The organism is Pseudarthrobacter sp. GQ63, from assembly GCF_059758765.1.
Genome location: NZ_JCAXEF010000001.1, coordinates 254,459 through 269,544, shown reverse-complemented (window position 1 = coordinate 269,544; position 15,086 = coordinate 254,459). Strand labels below are relative to the sequence as shown.

The 15,086-nt window shown below is 66.9% G+C and carries 15 protein-coding genes; 3 read left to right on the top strand and 12 right to left on the bottom strand.

The genetic code is table 11. From position 1 onward, the window contains the following. Positions 1–4: 4 nt before the first annotated feature. The 3 genes from AC6CHP_RS01330 to AC6CHP_RS01320 form a co-directional block, all read right to left on the bottom strand. Positions 5–1,210, bottom strand: coding sequence for an IS110 family RNA-guided transposase (locus AC6CHP_RS01330; RefSeq protein WP_498227902.1), 1,206 nt, complete (start codon positions 1,208–1,210; stop codon positions 5–7). Between the two features lie 202 nt (positions 1,211–1,412). Continuing rightward, on the bottom strand, positions 1,413–2,321 hold the full coding sequence (locus AC6CHP_RS01325) for a hypothetical protein (protein WP_498227900.1): 909 nt from the start codon (positions 2,319–2,321) through the stop codon (positions 1,413–1,415). Positions 2,322–2,494: 173 nt separating this feature from the next. Then, positions 2,495–3,604 carry a winged helix DNA-binding domain-containing protein gene (locus AC6CHP_RS01320; RefSeq protein WP_498227898.1) on the bottom strand — a complete coding sequence of 370 codons (1,110 nt, stop codon included), beginning with the start codon at positions 3,602–3,604 and terminating at the stop codon, positions 2,495–2,497. Positions 3,605–3,660: 56 nt separating this feature from the next. On the opposite strand from AC6CHP_RS01320, the gene AC6CHP_RS01315 reads away from it, so the two are divergent. Next, positions 3,661–4,158 (top strand): hypothetical protein, encoded by a 498-nt coding sequence (locus AC6CHP_RS01315; RefSeq protein ID WP_498227897.1) that lies wholly within the window; start codon positions 3,661–3,663, stop codon positions 4,156–4,158. Here AC6CHP_RS01315 and AC6CHP_RS01310 read toward each other — a convergent pair. Genes AC6CHP_RS01310 through AC6CHP_RS01300 form a run of 3 tightly spaced genes read right to left on the bottom strand, consistent with a single transcriptional unit; the run spans position 4,139 to position 6,147 of the window. Continuing rightward, positions 4,139–5,206, bottom strand: a complete 1,068-nt coding sequence (locus tag AC6CHP_RS01310) for a UDP-N-acetylmuramate dehydrogenase (RefSeq protein WP_174176800.1) — start codon at positions 5,204–5,206, stop codon at positions 4,139–4,141. The two genes, AC6CHP_RS01315 and AC6CHP_RS01310, sit on opposite strands and share 20 nt — an antisense overlap. 39 nt (positions 5,207–5,245) lie before the next feature. Further along, entirely contained in the window at positions 5,246–5,683 is a 438-nt protein-coding gene (locus tag AC6CHP_RS01305; RefSeq protein ID WP_498227895.1) for a MaoC family dehydratase, read from the bottom strand. 2 nt (positions 5,684–5,685) lie between these two features. Further along, positions 5,686–6,147, bottom strand: coding sequence for an FAS1-like dehydratase domain-containing protein (locus AC6CHP_RS01300; protein ID WP_498227894.1), 462 nt, complete (start codon positions 6,145–6,147; stop codon positions 5,686–5,688). 138 nt (positions 6,148–6,285) lie between these two features. Here AC6CHP_RS01300 and AC6CHP_RS01295 point away from each other — a divergent pair, with 138 nt between their 5' ends. Further along, complete coding sequence (locus AC6CHP_RS01295; RefSeq protein ID WP_174176803.1) at positions 6,286–6,666, top strand: ArsR/SmtB family transcription factor; 381 nt, start codon at positions 6,286–6,288, stop codon at positions 6,664–6,666. 8 nt (positions 6,667–6,674) lie between these two features. Next, entirely contained in the window at positions 6,675–8,336 is a 1,662-nt protein-coding gene (locus AC6CHP_RS01290) for a SulP family inorganic anion transporter (RefSeq protein WP_498227891.1), read from the top strand. On the opposite strand, the gene AC6CHP_RS01285 is transcribed toward AC6CHP_RS01290, so the two are convergent. The 6 genes from AC6CHP_RS01285 to AC6CHP_RS01260 form a co-directional block, all read right to left on the bottom strand. Beyond that, a complete protein-coding gene (locus AC6CHP_RS01285) occupies positions 8,324–8,548 on the bottom strand; it encodes a DUF3188 domain-containing protein (RefSeq protein WP_174176805.1) in 225 nt (74 codons plus the stop codon). The genes AC6CHP_RS01290 and AC6CHP_RS01285 overlap by 13 nt on opposite strands. A gap of 47 nt (positions 8,549–8,595) precedes the next feature. After that, positions 8,596–9,540, bottom strand: coding sequence for a DUF2797 domain-containing protein (locus AC6CHP_RS01280; RefSeq protein ID WP_498227889.1), 945 nt, complete (start codon positions 9,538–9,540; stop codon positions 8,596–8,598). A gap of 28 nt (positions 9,541–9,568) precedes the next feature. Beyond that, positions 9,569–10,432, bottom strand: a complete 864-nt coding sequence (locus AC6CHP_RS01275; protein ID WP_066278004.1) for an HpcH/HpaI aldolase/citrate lyase family protein — start codon at positions 10,430–10,432, stop codon at positions 9,569–9,571. A gap of 167 nt (positions 10,433–10,599) precedes the next feature. Beyond that, complete coding sequence (locus AC6CHP_RS01270) at positions 10,600–11,541, bottom strand: aldo/keto reductase (RefSeq protein ID WP_498227887.1); 942 nt, start codon at positions 11,539–11,541, stop codon at positions 10,600–10,602. 34 nt (positions 11,542–11,575) lie between these two features. Continuing rightward, on the bottom strand, positions 11,576–13,288 hold the full coding sequence (locus AC6CHP_RS01265) for a glycoside hydrolase family 13 protein (protein WP_498227885.1): 1,713 nt from the start codon (positions 13,286–13,288) through the stop codon (positions 11,576–11,578). Between the two features lie 102 nt (positions 13,289–13,390). After that, complete coding sequence (locus tag AC6CHP_RS01260; protein ID WP_498227883.1) at positions 13,391–15,070, bottom strand: glycoside hydrolase family 13 protein; 1,680 nt, start codon at positions 15,068–15,070, stop codon at positions 13,391–13,393. Between the last annotated feature and the right edge of the window lie 16 nt (positions 15,071–15,086).

The following is a 15,086-nucleotide window of genomic DNA, read 5'->3' as shown; positions in this document are numbered from 1 at the left end:
TTGTTTAAGCCGCCAATAGTGGTGTCACCGTCGGCGCTGGCGTATAGGTTGTGCCGTCGCGAAGCATAGCCCAGAGGACATTGAGCCGTCGTCGGGCAAGCGAGAGCATCGCCTGAATATGGGACTTCCCTTCCACCCGTTTTCGGTCGTAATAACCGCGCGAGGCCGAGCATGACTTCAAGGCTGAAAGCCCGGAGAGGTAGAAGACGCGTAGGAGCCGTCGATCGTAGCGTCTGGGCCTGTGGTGGTTGCCGCTGATCCTTCCCGAGTCCCGGGGTGCCGGCGCGAGGCCGACAACCCCCGCGAACCGGTCTGCGGATTGGAAGACGCTGAGGTCGCCGCCGGTGGCACCTAAGAATTCTGCGGCGAGGACGGGTCCGAAGCCAGGCATGCTCAACAGCACCTCGGTGTGCTGGTGGGCGGTGACTTTCTCGGTGATCATTGCATCAAGTTCTGCCAATTCCACGTTCAGGGTGAGAATTTCCCGGGCGAGTGCGGCGACAATCGCCTCGCCCATGTGCTGGGCGGGAACCGTTGTGTGCTGGGATTTTGCAGCCTCGACTGCTGCCACGGCGATGGCTGCCGAAGATCGGGCCCCCTGCTTCTTCAGCCAGGCGTGGATCCTGGCCTGCCCCGTACGGCGTATTCCGTCCGGTGTGCGGTGCTTGGTCAGAAGGGTTAGGGCGGCTTTGGACCGGCTGTAGTCGAAGGCCCGTTCCAGCGCGGGGAAGTATTCGAGCAGCTGGGCTTGCAGACGGTTGATCGCTCTTACCCGGTCCGCGGATTTGTCGGCACGTCGGGCGGTCAGGAGTCGCAGCCCAGTGCTGATCTCATCCCCTGCACGTAGGGGTTGCAGGTCAGTCCGCATGCGGGCCTGGTCGGCGATGACCGCAGCATCTTTCGCGTCGGTCTTACCTTCGCCTCGGTAAATCTTGGAAGCGTGGTGCACAGTACGGCCCGGAATGTAGAGGATGTTCTGGCCGTGACCGACGAGCAGGGCAATGAGCAGCGCCGGTCCCCCATGGTTCGGGTCGGTCGCCCAAACCACGTCGTCCCCACCTGCGAGCTCAAGAACATCTGCCGTGAGTTGCAGCAGGGCTGGTTCATCGTTGGGGACTCGTTGGGAGAGTAGACGGTTACCGTCGCCGTCGATAACAACGCAGTGATGATGGGCTTTGCCGGCGTCGATGCCGGCCCAAAGTTGCACCAAGAACAGCCTCCAGTCTGTGGATGGGTAAGAGCCCAGCAGATAACCGCGCCGTCGTGTCCTTATCCGGCGATCATGTCGCGTCTCTCAATCAGCGGTCGGGTCATCGCGGGGTGACGGGCGGCCAATCCTTCGAAGCCATCACGTACGAGCCGTCCGGCACAGCAACCAAAGCCATACCCGCCTCCCCTGGGTAGCCACGACCCTACAATGGCCGAGGAACTGATCCCGGTAACAACATAAGGACCAACCAGCCCCCTTCGATCAGCGCATTTTCCCGCTGGCGTTCGGCGATGAGGGCCTCATCTGTGGGCCGGTAGTCCGTGTACTTCCCGATGCCGTCGAACTCGACGACGATCCTCGATCCAGGGTCAGCAAAATCAGCGCGGAAGAGCCCTGTGGGTGTTGGAATCTCGACTTGGGGCGTGAAGTTTCGTTGACCCAGGGAATACAGCAGAAGCCTGGTTCGTGTCTCACCTGCCGACTCTGAGCGTCCGTCAAGCGAGTCGAGGAGGAGACGCGCCCGCCGGCTCCCCCGTTTTTCCAGCCCTTCCTCAAGCAACCGGCGCAGCCCAGCCGCATCAACCCCTTTCCGGAGAGCGTGATCACCTATGACGGCAGCCTGCTCAAGCGGCAGGATACGGGCACAATCCAGCACGGTCCTCGCCAGGCTGGTCGCCAGCATCTCCCTTCCGTCACTGGCCAGGAACGAGGTGCAGTCCCTTTCATCCAGGTGTGCCCGATGTGTCCTGACGTCCTCCCCGGCGCTTCTTCGCGAGTTGGCGTAGTCCGTAGTGACGTGTATCCGTGGTCCTGCGCCCCAGGCCTGGCATTCATGGAGCCTGGCTGCGCTTATGTGGCTGTACCGTGCTGCCCCGCCTGTGGACAGGTGGTGGGCATGCACTAACAGGCCATCCCGCACCCACGGTTTCAGGCCGTGCCAGTAGGAGCTCCGGGCGTACGCGCCCCGCCGCAGTCTGATGACCAGACCTATGCGCACTGCCGCCGTCAAGACCCTGTCCCCGAGACCCTCGTGCGCCAGCTGCAGGGTTGATGCCACCGGGAAGTCGGGCCAGCGCTCGTCCAACATGTCGCGGATCGTGTCAGGCTTCATCACTACAGGGTGGCCTGCCGCAGGGCGCTCCCGGAAGCGTCTCGGACCTGGATGTGGACAGCCAGGATTCAAAAACGCAACAGCGGCCCTGCCCCGCACGAACGGTGCTGGGCAGCACCGTTCGTGCGGGGCAGGGCCGTTCCTGTTTGATCCGGACGCGGCGCGGGGTGCCGTCAGCTATCCAGGAAGCTGAGGTAGCGCTTGGCTGCCCGGGCGAAGGCGGCCTGCGCGGCGGGGCCAAGGCGCCTGGTGTGGTCGAAGGGTTCGGGCACGACGGCGGCATCCCGGCTGGTGCCGTCCCGGGCCCAGGTGCCGATCACTTCGCCCCCGGCCACGAGGGTCTTCTTGAAAACGCCGTTCCCGCCGGGCACGATCCTGTCAAAGTGCTCCGGGGGAAGGACGGCTGTCCGGTCCTTGTATCCCAGCAGGAACTCATCAAATCCGGGCAGCAGCAGGACGGACCGTGCTCCAGGGACCCCAGCATCCAGCAGGGCGGCGGTCCCGGCTGACATCCAGTGCACGGCGTCCCCGAACCTGCGTTCCACAAGGAGCCCGCGGACTGGTTCGAACGCGGCCCGCACTTCCGTCAGCGGGAGCTGGGTCCACCACGCGAAATCCACCAGGGTTGCCGGTCCGTGGCTGCGGAAGTACCGCAGCGCGAACTCCGCCAAGGCCTCCTGGCGCTCCATGTTCCGCGACACCGGGATCCAGTCATCGAAGGCCACCAGCAGCTGTTGGTTTTTGGCCAGCGGCCCCTGCACCAGCCACGCGTGCCGGCACAGTGTCCCCAATAGGTGGATGCCCCGCTGTCCCTGCGTGGGCTGCCCGGCGGCGTCGAACACCTGGAACAGTCCGGCACGGCTGGCGGGACCGCCGGCGGCGATGTGCTCCAGCGCAATATCCCGGCACTTCTCAATGTCTGCCCATGTGATGCCCAGTTCCCGGTGGCGGGCCGAGATGCTTTTGGTGAGCCGTTCAGCCGTGAGGTCCAGCATCCAGCGCAGGTCCTCGGGGGCCACGAGATGCAGTGTGCCGCGCATGGGCCACGACCGGACCACGGCACCGGTGTCCAGGGCGGACCGGACGTCGCTGAGGCCGCATCCCGGCACCCGCACGCCCACGGCCCACATGGCGGCCTGCAGGTCCTGGGCCTGCATCGCCGTCATCCAGCGCACAGTGTCCGCAACCGATCCGACGCCGTCCGTTCCAGCCGCAAGCCTTTGGGAGGCAAGCCTCAGCCTGCCTACGATCCTGCCGTCGGGACGGCCCATGCCAGCAGCCATGGCCCTATCTTAGGGCGCACCACTGCCCGCCGGTCATAGACCGATAGGGTAGAACCATGACTTTGGGGAGTTTGTGGCAGTTGCTCGCGCTTAAAACGAGGTGCTGGATGGCCGGCGGCACGGTCTGCGTCCTGGCAGGATCCGGCCTGGGGCTGCTCCAGTTCTCCACCTTCCTCGGAGATGGCCGGTCCGATCCCCTGCTGCTGCTCCCCTCGCTCGTGCTGAGCCTCGGCGGCGGCTATGCGGTGCTTTTCCCGGGCATCAGCGTCAGCCGGCAGGGAGTGAAGCTGTACCGGGACTGGCGGCACCACCCGCCCGCGGCAAGGGTCCTCTGGGTCCTGTCCCTCGCCGTCGCCCTCGGCGGACTCGTGGCCTGCATCCTGTCAGGCCTCGCAAACCCGCTGTTGCCGGGCCAGCTGGTATGGCTTTTCACGGGAATCTACCTGGTGCTCGCCGGCTGGTCGTCCGCCCTGCTGGGCCAGGCGGCGGTGGTCCGCGCCAACGCCCCGGGCATGGCGGGCGATCCTGCCGGTGCTACAGCTCCAGGCCGATAAGCAGCGGTTCCGGGTGCAGTTGGATGCCAAAGCGCTGTTCGACGCCGGCACGCACCTCGCGTGCCACCGCCACCACGTCCTGGGCGGTGGCTGAGCCGCGGTTGGTGATGGCAAGTGTGTGCTTGGTGGACAGGGAGGCCCGTCCGCCGCTGACGCTGCCTGGTTCCAGCCCGAAACCCTTGGCAAAGCCGGCCTGGTCGATCAGCCAGGCGGCGGAGAGCTTCACCAGCCCGTCCTGACCGGCAGGGTACCGGGGTGCGCCCTCTGGCAGGGCCGCAGCCACCTCGGCCGGAACGATGGGGTTGGTGAAGAAGGATCCCGTGGAGTACGTGTCCCGGTCCTGCGGGTCCCACACCATGCCCTTGGAGGCACGCAGCCGGAGCACCTCGCGGCGCACATCGTTCGAGTACGCGCGCTTGCCCACCTCGACGCCTAGGGCACGGGCAAGTTCCGCGTAACGGATCGGCGCGCTCATCCGGCCCAGGGGCAGCTGGAACTCCACGGTCAGCACCACGTACCGGGGCGAGCCGTTGACGGTGGTCTGTTTGAGGATGGAGTCCCGGTAGCCGAACTGCAGCTCCGAGTTCGTGAAGGTCTTTACCGCGTTCCGCTCCCGGTCCCACGTGCGCACTGCCGCGATGGTCTGGGACACGTCGGCACCGTAGGCACCCACGTTCTGCACCGGCGTCGCACCCGTTGATCCGGGAATGCCGGCCAGGGCCTCCACCCCGGACCAGGCATGGCGGACCGCGTGCTCCACCAGCTTGTCCCAGTTGTGCCCGGCCTGCACCACCACCGCCACGCCGCCGCAGGAGTCCTCCGCGTTGACGGTGAACCCCTGCGAAGCGACCTGGACCACGGTTCCAGGGAACCCGTCGTCGGAAATCAACAGGTTGGAGCCGCCGGCGATGATCAGCAACTGCTCCCCCGCGGCATCCGCCGCACGGACGGCGTCGATGATCTCAGCTTCGGTTCCGGCCTTGATGAACTTGTGGGCGGGGCCCCCGACGGCGGCCGTGGTCAGCTGGGAAAGCAGGGTGGAAGTCACCTGTCCACCCTATCGGGAAAGTGTTCCCACCTTTCCGGGCTATGCCAGTTTGACGACCGCCTGGGCCTTCATCAGGACCTTCTGGCCGGCGGCCATGACGGTGAGGTCCACCCGCGCGGTGTTCGCCTCGGCGTCGAGCTTTCCAATGATGCCGCTGACCTCGATGGTGGCGCCGGCGTCGGACGTGCCCGTGGTGTCGGTGACCAGGACGGGCTTGGTGAACCTCGTCTGGAAGTCGACGACGGCGGCGGGGTCACCCGCCCAGTCGGTCACCAGCTGGACGGCGGAGCCCATGGTGAACATGCCGTGGGCGATGACGCCGGGCAGTTCCACACTGGTGGCAAAGGCCTCGTTCCAGTGGATGGGGTTGAAGTCACCGGAGGCACCGGCGTACTTGACCAAATCGGTGCGCGTGACCTCGACGGTGCGGTTGCCGATCTCCTGGCCGGCGCTGAGATCGTGGATGCTGAGGCTCATGGTTACTGTCCCTCTCCGCGGACCAGGATGGACGACGACGTGGTGGTGACGGGTTCGCGGGAATCATCCTGGCCGAGGGCGAAGATTTCCGACCGTGTGGTGATCATCGCACCACCGCCCATGGCCCGGACACCGTCCACGTGGAGCTCCGCGACGAGGCGGTCCCCCGCGAAAATCGGCCGGTGGTGGATGAAGCGCTGGTCTGCATGCACCACGCGGGAGAAGTCGATGCCGGCTTCCGGATCCTCGATGAGCTGGGCGTCGGCACGCTGGGCGACGATGATGGCGAACGTCGGTGGAGCCACCAGGTCGCCGTGGCCCAGGGCGTGGGCTGCGTCGACGTCGAAGTGCGCGGGATGGGTGGCCTTTACGGCGCGGGCGAACTCGCGGATCTTCTCACGGCCAACGTCGTACACCTCTGCGGCAGGGTAGCTTCGGCCCTGCAGGTCCGGATTGATAGTCATGGCCTCAAGCCTATCGTTGCCGCACCTGGCAGGGGGTTGCATGACGCTGATATGATGAATCCATCAATCCATCAATCCACAGTGCTTTGATTCACCCTGACTAAGTCCACACGTTACTGTCACGTTGAGGAGCTTCCCATGCTGCCTTCCGCCCAGGCTCCGCTGTACGAGATCAAGGCCAACCTCTTCAAGGGGCTGGCGCACCCTGCAAGGATCCGCATCCTTGAGCTGCTGGCAGCGGCGCCACAGGAAACCGCCGCGGTGAGCTACCTCCTGGCGGAGACCGGGCTTGAAGCCTCGCACCTCTCCCAGCACTTGGCCACGCTGCGCAAGCACAAGGTGGTGACCTCTGTGCGTACCGCCAACGCCGTGACCTACCGGCTGGCGCACCCCGGAATTGCCCAGCTGCTTGCCATCGCGCGGACGTTCCTCCTGGACACCCTTGCCGATTCAAACGAACAGCTCCGGCTGGCGCAGCAGCTGCCTGCAGAACACCTGGCTGGCGGGGCCGCCCTGTGAAACCGGACGTGGGCACCGCCAGGCTGCACATCAGCCGGTTCCTGCCCTCGACACTGGATTACGCGGGACTTGGAACATCGTGGCGGACCGACCTGCTGGCCGGCATCACGGTGGGCATTGTGGCCCTGCCGCTGGCCCTCGCGTTCGGCGTCAGCTCGGGAGTGGGTGCGGAGGCCGGGCTCATCACCGCGATCGTCGCCGGCCTGGTGGCAGCCGTGATGGGCGGATCACCCGTCCAGGTCTCCGGCCCCACCGGTGCCATGGTTGTGATATTGGCGCCCGTGGTGGCAGTCCACGGCGCCGGCAGCGTGGCCCCGTTGTCTCTGATGGCGGGGCTGCTGGTCTGTGTTCTGGGATTCAGCGGCCTGGGCCGGGCGGTCGCCTTCATCCCATGGCCCGTGGTGGAAGGCTTCACCCTGGGGATCGCCGCCATTATCTTCCTCCAGCAGGTTCCGCCCGCCACCGGCACGTCCGCCGTCCCGGGACACAACACCCTCATCGCTGCAGTGGAAGCCGCATCCGCCGCAACCGTCCCGACTGCCCTGCTGACCCTTGCAGTCGTGGCGGGAGTCGCCGTCGTAATGGTCCTGGTGCAGAAGCTGCTCAGGGCATTGCCGGCCAGCCTGATCGCGGTGCTCCTCGCCACGGCAGCCGCCGAGCTGTTCCGGCTGGACATCCCCAGGATCGGCCCCCTGCCGCATTCCCTGCCCGCTCCGGCGGTGCCCGCCTTTGACCTGGATCTGCTGGGCAGCCTGGCCATGCCCGCGGTGGCAATCGCCTGCCTTGCGGCCATCGAGTCGTTGCTGTCTGCCCGGGTTGCGGCAGGAATGACCGGGCCGGACGGCAGACCGAGTGGACCGTACAGCCCGGACCGGGAGCTGACGGGCCAGGGCCTGGCGTCAATCGCCGCGGGCCTCTTCGGCGGCATGCCCGCCACGGGGGCCATCGCGCGGACGGCCGTGAACGTCCGGTCCGGTGCAAAAACCCGCCTGGCTGCCGCTGTCCACGCCGTGGTGCTGCTGGCGATTGTCTATCTCGCCTCGGGCATGGTCAGCCGGATTCCGCTGGCAGCCCTCGGCGGGGTCCTGATGGTCACTGCGGTGCGGATGGTGTCCCGGCGGACCGTGGCGGCGATCCTCCGCTCCACCCGGTCCGACGCCGCCGTCTTCATCCTGACGGCAATTATTACGGTGGCGTTCGACCTGATCGTTGCCATCCAGATAGGGCTCGCGGCGGCGGCCCTCTTTGCCCTGCGCACGTTCGCCTCGCTGAGCAGCGTGCAGCGGGAGGAGATCCCCGGTCCGCGCGCCGAGGGTGACGAGCACATCGCCGTCCTCCGGCTGGACGGGGCCATGTTCTTCGGCGCCGCCGAACGGATCCTGCAGGAGATCAGCCAGGTCAAGGATGTCCAGGTGGCCATCATCAGGCTTTCCCAGCTGCGGATGCTCGACGCCACGGGCGCGCATGCACTGGTGGAGGTGGTCTCCGCGCTGGAGCTCCGGGGCATCACCGTTTTACTCAAGGGCGTCCGGCCGGACCACCTGCAGCTGGTAACGAACGTGGGAGTTATCCGGTCCCTGCGGCACCACAAGCACCTGTTCGGGCACCTCGGGGACGCCGTGGAACACGCCCGCAGCCACGTCCGCCGGAACGCCGCCTACCGCTTGTAGCCCTTCCGGATCGCCTGGCCGCGGACCACAATCCCTGCGATGTGCAGGACCAGGCCCAGGCCGATCACCGGCAGGGATGCCGTGGCAAGGCCGGAATTGCCGCTGGTGTTGCCCACCAGGTTGAGAATGATTCCGACGGCGATCAGTCCCATCGCACTGAAAACCAGGACTTTATAGCGGGTTGGCGCGGTGGCCCAGAATTCGTTCAGCACGCAGACAGTCTACCGGGGGCCGCGCGGGCAGCTGCAGAAGCGCAGCCTCAGAACAGCGCCTCCTGGACGGCAGGCACCTCGGAACTGTACTGGCCCAGTTCGATGCTCCGGCCCTTGAGCTGACCCAGATCCACCACGAACTCCAGCTCGGTCCCGTCGATGACTGCCAGGGCGAAGCTGCCGCACAGTGAAGTAATGGTGAAGCCGTGGGAGCCTGCCGCGAGTGCGTGCGGATAGGGGTGCCGGCGGCTCACGGAGCACAGCGGGCCGGCCAGCTCCGGCCTGCTCCAGGACTCCTCCACCACTTCGAAGCCCTCAGCGCCTGACCGGGAAACCACGCCGCGGGCGGAAGTGGCGACGGCCGCGTTATGGCCGCTGAGCCAACCAGCCGGGGCCGGGGAAGCCAGTGCGGCAGCCTTGGCTGCCGACCGGACCTGCTGCGGAAGCCCGGCCTCGCGCGTGACAAGGTCCTCGAGGATCCGCACCACGCGTCCATCGGCGGCGTGGGCAACGAAGCTGGCCGCCACGGCTCCCTGCTCCGCGAGGCGTTGCCACTTTCGGAGCTCCGCGGCCGTGCCCACCTTGCTGGCGCCGTTGGCGAAGGTGGCAACGTAGAGCCAGTGTGGCTGCATCAGGTAGCTGCGCAGCCCGGGCGGGACCCGGCCGCCCCGGTGGAAGTCGTGGATGAGCCGGGAGTCGTCCACCACGAAACACCGCTCGCACTGGTGTCCGCGGACTGCGGGGGCCCGCCTGGCGCAGAGGACGTGGTCCCGGTGGGCGGGGCCGTGCACCACATGGTGGCCGAGGCAGTGCTTCCCCTCGGCGGCGAGCCGGAAGCCCAGGTGCGTCCCGGCGTCGAGCGTTACCTCGCGGAAGGTGCCGTCCGGCGCCTGGAGGCGGAGGTACGGGCTCGGACCAACACCTCCGCCCGCTGCCGCCTCCGGAGGCGGAGGCCAGAAGACCCCGTGGACCAGATAACGGGTACCGGTCACGGGGTCTCCTGCAGCGAAGGCTGTGGGGCTAGAGCGCGGGCTGCACGCCGAAGGCCACTGCGAGCTTCATGATCTTCTCGGCGCGGCCCAGGCGGGGCAGGTCGGAGCCGTCACGGATGACGCGGCCGTTGGCCTCGAAGTCCGCCATGAAGTCCGTGGCCCAGGCGACGTCCGAGGGCGTGGGGCTGATGACCTCGTTGATGACGGGGGTCTGGTCGATGGCCAGGCAGAGCTTGCCGGTCATGCCCATCATCACGGTGATGCCGGTCTGCTCGCGCAGGATGGGGTGGTTGGTGCCCACGGTGGGGCCGTCGATGGGGCCGGGAAGATTGCCCACGCGGCTGGCGACGACGAGCTTGGCGCGGGGGTAGGCCATGGCCTCGGGCGTGGCTGCCATGCCCGTGTCGCGGCGGAAGTCGCCGGAACCGAACGCCAGGCGGAAGGCGCCCTGCGCCTTGGCGATGTTGTTCGCTTCCTCGATGCCCAGCGCGGACTCCACCAGCGGGATGACCGGCGTCTTGCCGTCCATGCGGTGGAAGCTCTCCGTCACCTGGTCTGCGGACTCGGTCTTGGCCAGCATGACGCCCAGAAGCCCCGGCGTGCCGCGGAGGCCCGCCAGGTCATCAGCCCAGAAGCGGCTGGTGGCATCGTTAATGCGGACCCAGGCCTTGCCGCCGGCGGTCAGCCAGTCCACAACGTTGTTCCGTGCGTGGTCCTTCTGCGACGGGTCCACGGCATCTTCAATATCCAGGATGATCGAGTCAGCACGCGAGACGGCGGACTGGTCGAACAGCTCTGTCTTCATGGCATTGACCAGAAGCCAGGAACGGGCGATTTCTGCTGGGATATTGCGTTCCGGCCTTACGGTCTCGGTGGCGATGGTAGACGTCATGTATCTACCGTATCCGCCCCGCAACCCCGACGCCGAAGAAAATGGCCTCCTTGTGGGGATCAATACGAACTAAACCCCAAATGACCGGACGTTGCCGGAAAGCAGGTAGCAGCAGGTGTCGTTTTGAGCGCTCAGAACGACACCTGCTGCTACCTAGTTGGGGTGGGTCAGGGGATGTTGCTGCCCCGCGCCGTCACCCAGAGCCCGTACCAGTCAGCCCGGGTCATCTCCCGGGCCACGCGGGCAGCGTCGGCACACGCACGGATCCGTTCCGGGTTGACGGTCCCGATCACCGGCGCGATGCCCGCCGGATGCTTCATCAGCCACCCGAGCAGGATGGCTTCGCCAGTGCTGCCGTACTCCCCCGCCAGCCGGGCCACGAGCTCGGCGGTGGCGGCATCTGCTGAGGCCGGACTTTCCGGTTCCGCCCCGGTGTAGAGGCCGCGCGCCAACGAACCGTAGGCCTGCAGCGTGATGGAGTTGCGCACGCAGTACTCAAGGGTGCCGTGCGGGAAGCTGTAGTCCAGGTGCTCGGCGTGGTTGACCAGCACCTGGCTCTCCAGCCAGGCCCGCTTGAGCAGGCTCATCTCCAGCTGGTTCGCCACCACCGGGGTTTCCAGCCGGTCCTGCAGCGCCTCGATCTGCGCCCCGGACATGTTGGACACGCCCAGCTGCCGGACCTTGCCCTCCGCCATCAGCTGCCCGACGGCGGCGGCCACCTCCGCCGGGTCCGCCAACGGGTCCGGCCGGTGGAGCAGGAGGATGTCCACATAGTCCGTCCGCAGCCGCTGCAAGCTTCCGTTGACCCGCTCCAGGATGGCATCCCGGCTGAGGTCGTAGTGCGTCTGCAGCCCGCGCTCGTTCAGCCGGATACCGCATTTGGTCTGCAGCCTGATGCGGCCGCGGAGCCCCGGCTCAGCGGCCAGGACTTCACCAAACACGGCCTCCGACTTGCCGCTGCGGTAGATGTCCGCGTGGTCGAACAAGGTGATCCCGGCATCCAGCGCGGCCTCGACGGCGGCAGCGGCCTGGTCCACATGTTCAGCCCCATGCGGCTCGCCGGACCAGCTGCCGCCCAGGCCCATGCAGCCATAAATGAGTTCCTGCATCAGGCAGGCCGCCCTTCCGGGACAGGCACAGGCATCAGCGCAGCCATGCGGTGGTGTTGCCGGGCAGCTTGCCGTCTTCCAGCGGTGCGCTGCTGACAAGCACGGTCCCCTCGGGGAGGTCGACGGCGGTGTCCCCGAAGTTGGTCACGGACTGCCAGCCGCCCGGGCGGCGGAAGTGCAGGATCTCAGGGTTGGCGTTCTCCACCCATTCCAGGTCCTCATCCGCCTGGAGCTCATGGCGCAGCCTCAGGGCGGTGCGGTACAGCTCGAGGGTGGAGCCTTCGGTGCCGTCCTGCGCCTCCACGGCGTACTTGCTGAACCAGTCCGGCTGCGGCAGGTGCGCGCCGCCGTCGCCAAAGCCGAAGGAGGTGCCTTCCACCTTCCAGGGCAGGGGCACACGGCAGCCGTCCCGGCCGATCTCCACTCCCCTGTTCCGGAAGAAGGAGGGATCCTGGCGTTCGGATTCGGGGATCTCCGCCACTTCCTGCAGGCCCAGTTCCTCACCCTGGTACAGGTAGGCGGAGCCCGGCACCGCCAGCATCAGGAGGGTTGCGGCGCGGGCACGGCGTTCACCGAGCTCCACGTCCAGCTGTTCCTTGGGGCCGCCGGCAAGCAGCCACTCCTTGCCGTCCTGGCCCTTGGCGCCCGCCTTGCTCTTGGAGACCTGCGGCAGGCCGTAGCGGGTGGCGTGCCTCACAACGTCGTGGTTGGAGAACACCCAGGTGGAGGAGGCGCCGGTGGCGGCGGCCTCGGCCAGGTTGCGGGTGATGATCTCGCGGAATTCGTCGGCGTCGAAATCGGCCTGCAGGAGGTCGAAGTTGAAGGCCTGGCCGAGCCCCTGCGGGCTTGCGTAGCGGGCGCGGCGGGTGGCGTGCACCCAGGCCTCGGCCACGGCGGTGCGCGGCGGGTTGTACTCGTTGAAGACCTCACGCCACTCGGCGTACACCTCGTGGACCTCGTCGCGGTCCCAGAAGGGGTGCGTGCCGTCGTCGAAACCGTCCACGCCGGTGTTGGCGGCGCTCAGTTCAAGCTTGGACAGCAGCGGCTCGGTGAGGTCCTTGGTGAGGGCGTGCGCCACGTCCACCCGGAAGCCGTCCACGCCGCGGTCGGACCAGAAGCGCAGGGTCTTGAGGAAGTCGTCGCGGACCTCGCGGTTGGACCAGTTCAGGTCCGGCTGCTCCTTGGCGAAGATGTGCATGTACCACTGCCCGGGGGTGCCGTCCGGTTCGGTGATGCGCTCCCAGGCGGGGCCGCCGAACACCGAGTCCCAGTCCGACGGCGGGAACTCGCCGTTGGGGCCCTTGCCGTCACGGAAGATGTACCGGTCCCGGGCCGGCGAGCCCTTGGGCGAGGCCAACGCTTCCTTGAACCACTCGTGGCGGTTCGAGGAGTGGTTGGGAACGATGTCCGCGATGAGCTTGATGCCGGCCCCGTGCAGCGCCTCGGCCATCTCGTCGAAATCCTCGAGGGTGCCGAGCTTGGGATCGACGTCGCGGTAGTCATCCACGTCGTAGCCGCCGTCTGCGAGCGCCGAGGGGTAGAACGGGCTCAGCCACACGGCATCGATCCCCAGGGACTTCAGGTACGGGACCTTGGAGGTGATGCCCCTGAGGTCGCCAATGCCGTCGCCGTTGGAGTCGGCAAAACTGCGGGGGTAGATCTGGTAGACAGCAGCCTGGCGCCACCAGTTCGGATCGGACAGGTGGCCGGAATCGGACAGGGTTGCCAGGGTGGCGGTGGTGCTCACAACACTCCTTTTATTTAGTATCTAAATTTTATAGTGACCAGTATGTGCCGACCGGGCGGGCATGGTCAACAGCTCGCTGCCTGCCCCCCTCCGGACGCCGCTTTAGGCCCTGAGCCAGGCGGTTGATTCTCCTGGGAGCATGCCGCCTTTGATCCCGCCGCTGGAGACCAGGACCTCGCCGTCAGGAAGTTCGACGGCGGCCGTACCGAAGTTCGCCACAACGTGCCAGCCGCCCGGGCGCACGAAGTGCAGCACCTGCCCGTCTCCGCTGTGGTGCCATTCCAGGGCCTCCGCACCTTGGAGTTCGTGGCGCAGCGCCAATGCCTGGCGGTAGAACTGCAGGGTTGAGGGGTTGTCGGTTTCCTGGGTGCTGGCTGCGTAGCCGGCGAACCAGTCCGGCTGGGGCAGGTGGGCACCGTTTGTGCCGAAGCCGAAGGATGGTCCCGAGGGTTCCCAGGGCAAAGGCACGCGGCAGCCGTCCCGGCCCAGGCCGTCGTACTCCGCTCCCCGGAAGAATGACGGGTCCTGGCGCCGGTCAGCGGGGATGTCCGCCACCTCGTGCAGGCCCAGTTCCTCCCCCTGGTAGAGGTACGCGGAGCCGGGAAGGGCGAGCATCAGCAGCGTAGCGGCCTTGGCGCGGCGGAGGCCCCCTTCCACGTCCAGCGCTTCGCGGGGACCGCCCGCTTTGACCCAGTCCACCCCCGGCTTCCCAGGCCGCCCGTTGAGCGGTTCGAGACCGTAACGGGTGGCATGGCGGGTGACGTCGTGGTTCGAAAATACCCAGGTGGTCGTGGACCCGGTGAGGCGCGCCTGTGCGAGGTTGTCCGTGATGATGGTGCGGAACTGGGCGGCGTTGAAGTCGGCCAGGAGCAGGTCGAAGCTGAAAGCCTGGCCCAGCCCTTCAGGGGAGGCGTATTTGGCGCGCCGCTCGGCGGTTTCCACCCATGCCTCCGCCACGGCAAACCGCGGCGGATCATACTCGTTGAAGACCTTGCGCCATTCCGCATAGATCTCATGGACTTCGTCGCGGTCCATGAGCGGATGCGTCCCCACGGTACGGTCCATCGCGTCCAGTTCCTGCTTGCTGGGAAGCTCGGCGGGGAGGTCCTTGACCAGAAGGTTGGCCACGTCCACGCGGAACCCGTCAACGCCCCGGTCAGCCCAGAAGCGCAACGTCCTGAGGAAGTCCGCACGGACCTCGGGGTTGTCCCAGTTCCAGTCCGGCTGTTCGGGGGTGAAGGTGTGCAGGTACCATTGGCCGTCGTCCACCCGGGACCAGGCCGGGCCGCCGAAAGCGGCTGTCCAGTCCGACGGCGGCAGTTCGCCGTGCTCGCCCTTCCCGTCCCTGAAGTGGTACCGCTGCCGGGCCGCTGAACCCTTGCTGGCGGCCAGGGCTTCCAGGAACCAGGCGTGCCGGTTGGAGGAGTGGTTCGGGACGATGTCCACGATCACTTTGATACCGGCGGCGTGCAGGGCCGCGGCCATTGCATCGAAATCTGCCAGGCTGCCGATCTTGGGATCGACGTCGCGGTAATCATCAACGTCGTAACCGCCGTCAGCCAGGGCCGAGGGATAAAACGGGCTCAGCCAGACGGCGTCGATCCCCAGGCTCTTCAAATACGGCACCTTCGAAGTAATGCCCTTGAGGTCCCCAATCCCGTCACCGTTCGAGTCGGCGAAACTGCGCGGATAGATCTGGTACACCGCGGCCTGGCGCCACCAGGTGGTGGCGGCCTCGGGTCCCTTGTCGGCATGGTGCGTCTGGCTGGCGAGGATGGACAAGCGTTTTCCCCTTTCC

Bases quoted from the DNA above. Each gene is read 5' to 3' on its own strand.
- AC6CHP_RS01325 (WP_498227900.1), bottom strand. From the start codon at position 2,321: ATGAAGCCTGACACGATCCGCGACATGTTGGACGAGCGCTGGCCCGAC.
- AC6CHP_RS01320 (WP_498227898.1), bottom strand. From the start codon at position 3,604: ATGGCTGCTGGCATGGGCCGTCCCGACGGCAGGATCGTAGGCAGGCTG.
- AC6CHP_RS01315 (WP_498227897.1), top strand. From the start codon at position 3,661: ATGACTTTGGGGAGTTTGTGGCAGTTGCTCGCGCTTAAAACGAGGTGC.
- AC6CHP_RS01305 (WP_498227895.1), bottom strand. From the start codon at position 5,683: ATGAGCCTCAGCATCCACGATCTCAGCGCCGGCCAGGAGATCGGCAAC.
- AC6CHP_RS01300 (WP_498227894.1), bottom strand. From the start codon at position 6,147: ATGACTATCAATCCGGACCTGCAGGGCCGAAGCTACCCTGCCGCAGAG.
- AC6CHP_RS01295 (WP_174176803.1), top strand. From the start codon at position 6,286: ATGCTGCCTTCCGCCCAGGCTCCGCTGTACGAGATCAAGGCCAACCTC.
- AC6CHP_RS01275 (WP_066278004.1), bottom strand. From the start codon at position 10,432: ATGACGTCTACCATCGCCACCGAGACCGTAAGGCCGGAACGCAATATC.
- AC6CHP_RS01270 (WP_498227887.1), bottom strand. From the start codon at position 11,541: ATGCAGGAACTCATTTATGGCTGCATGGGCCTGGGCGGCAGCTGGTCC.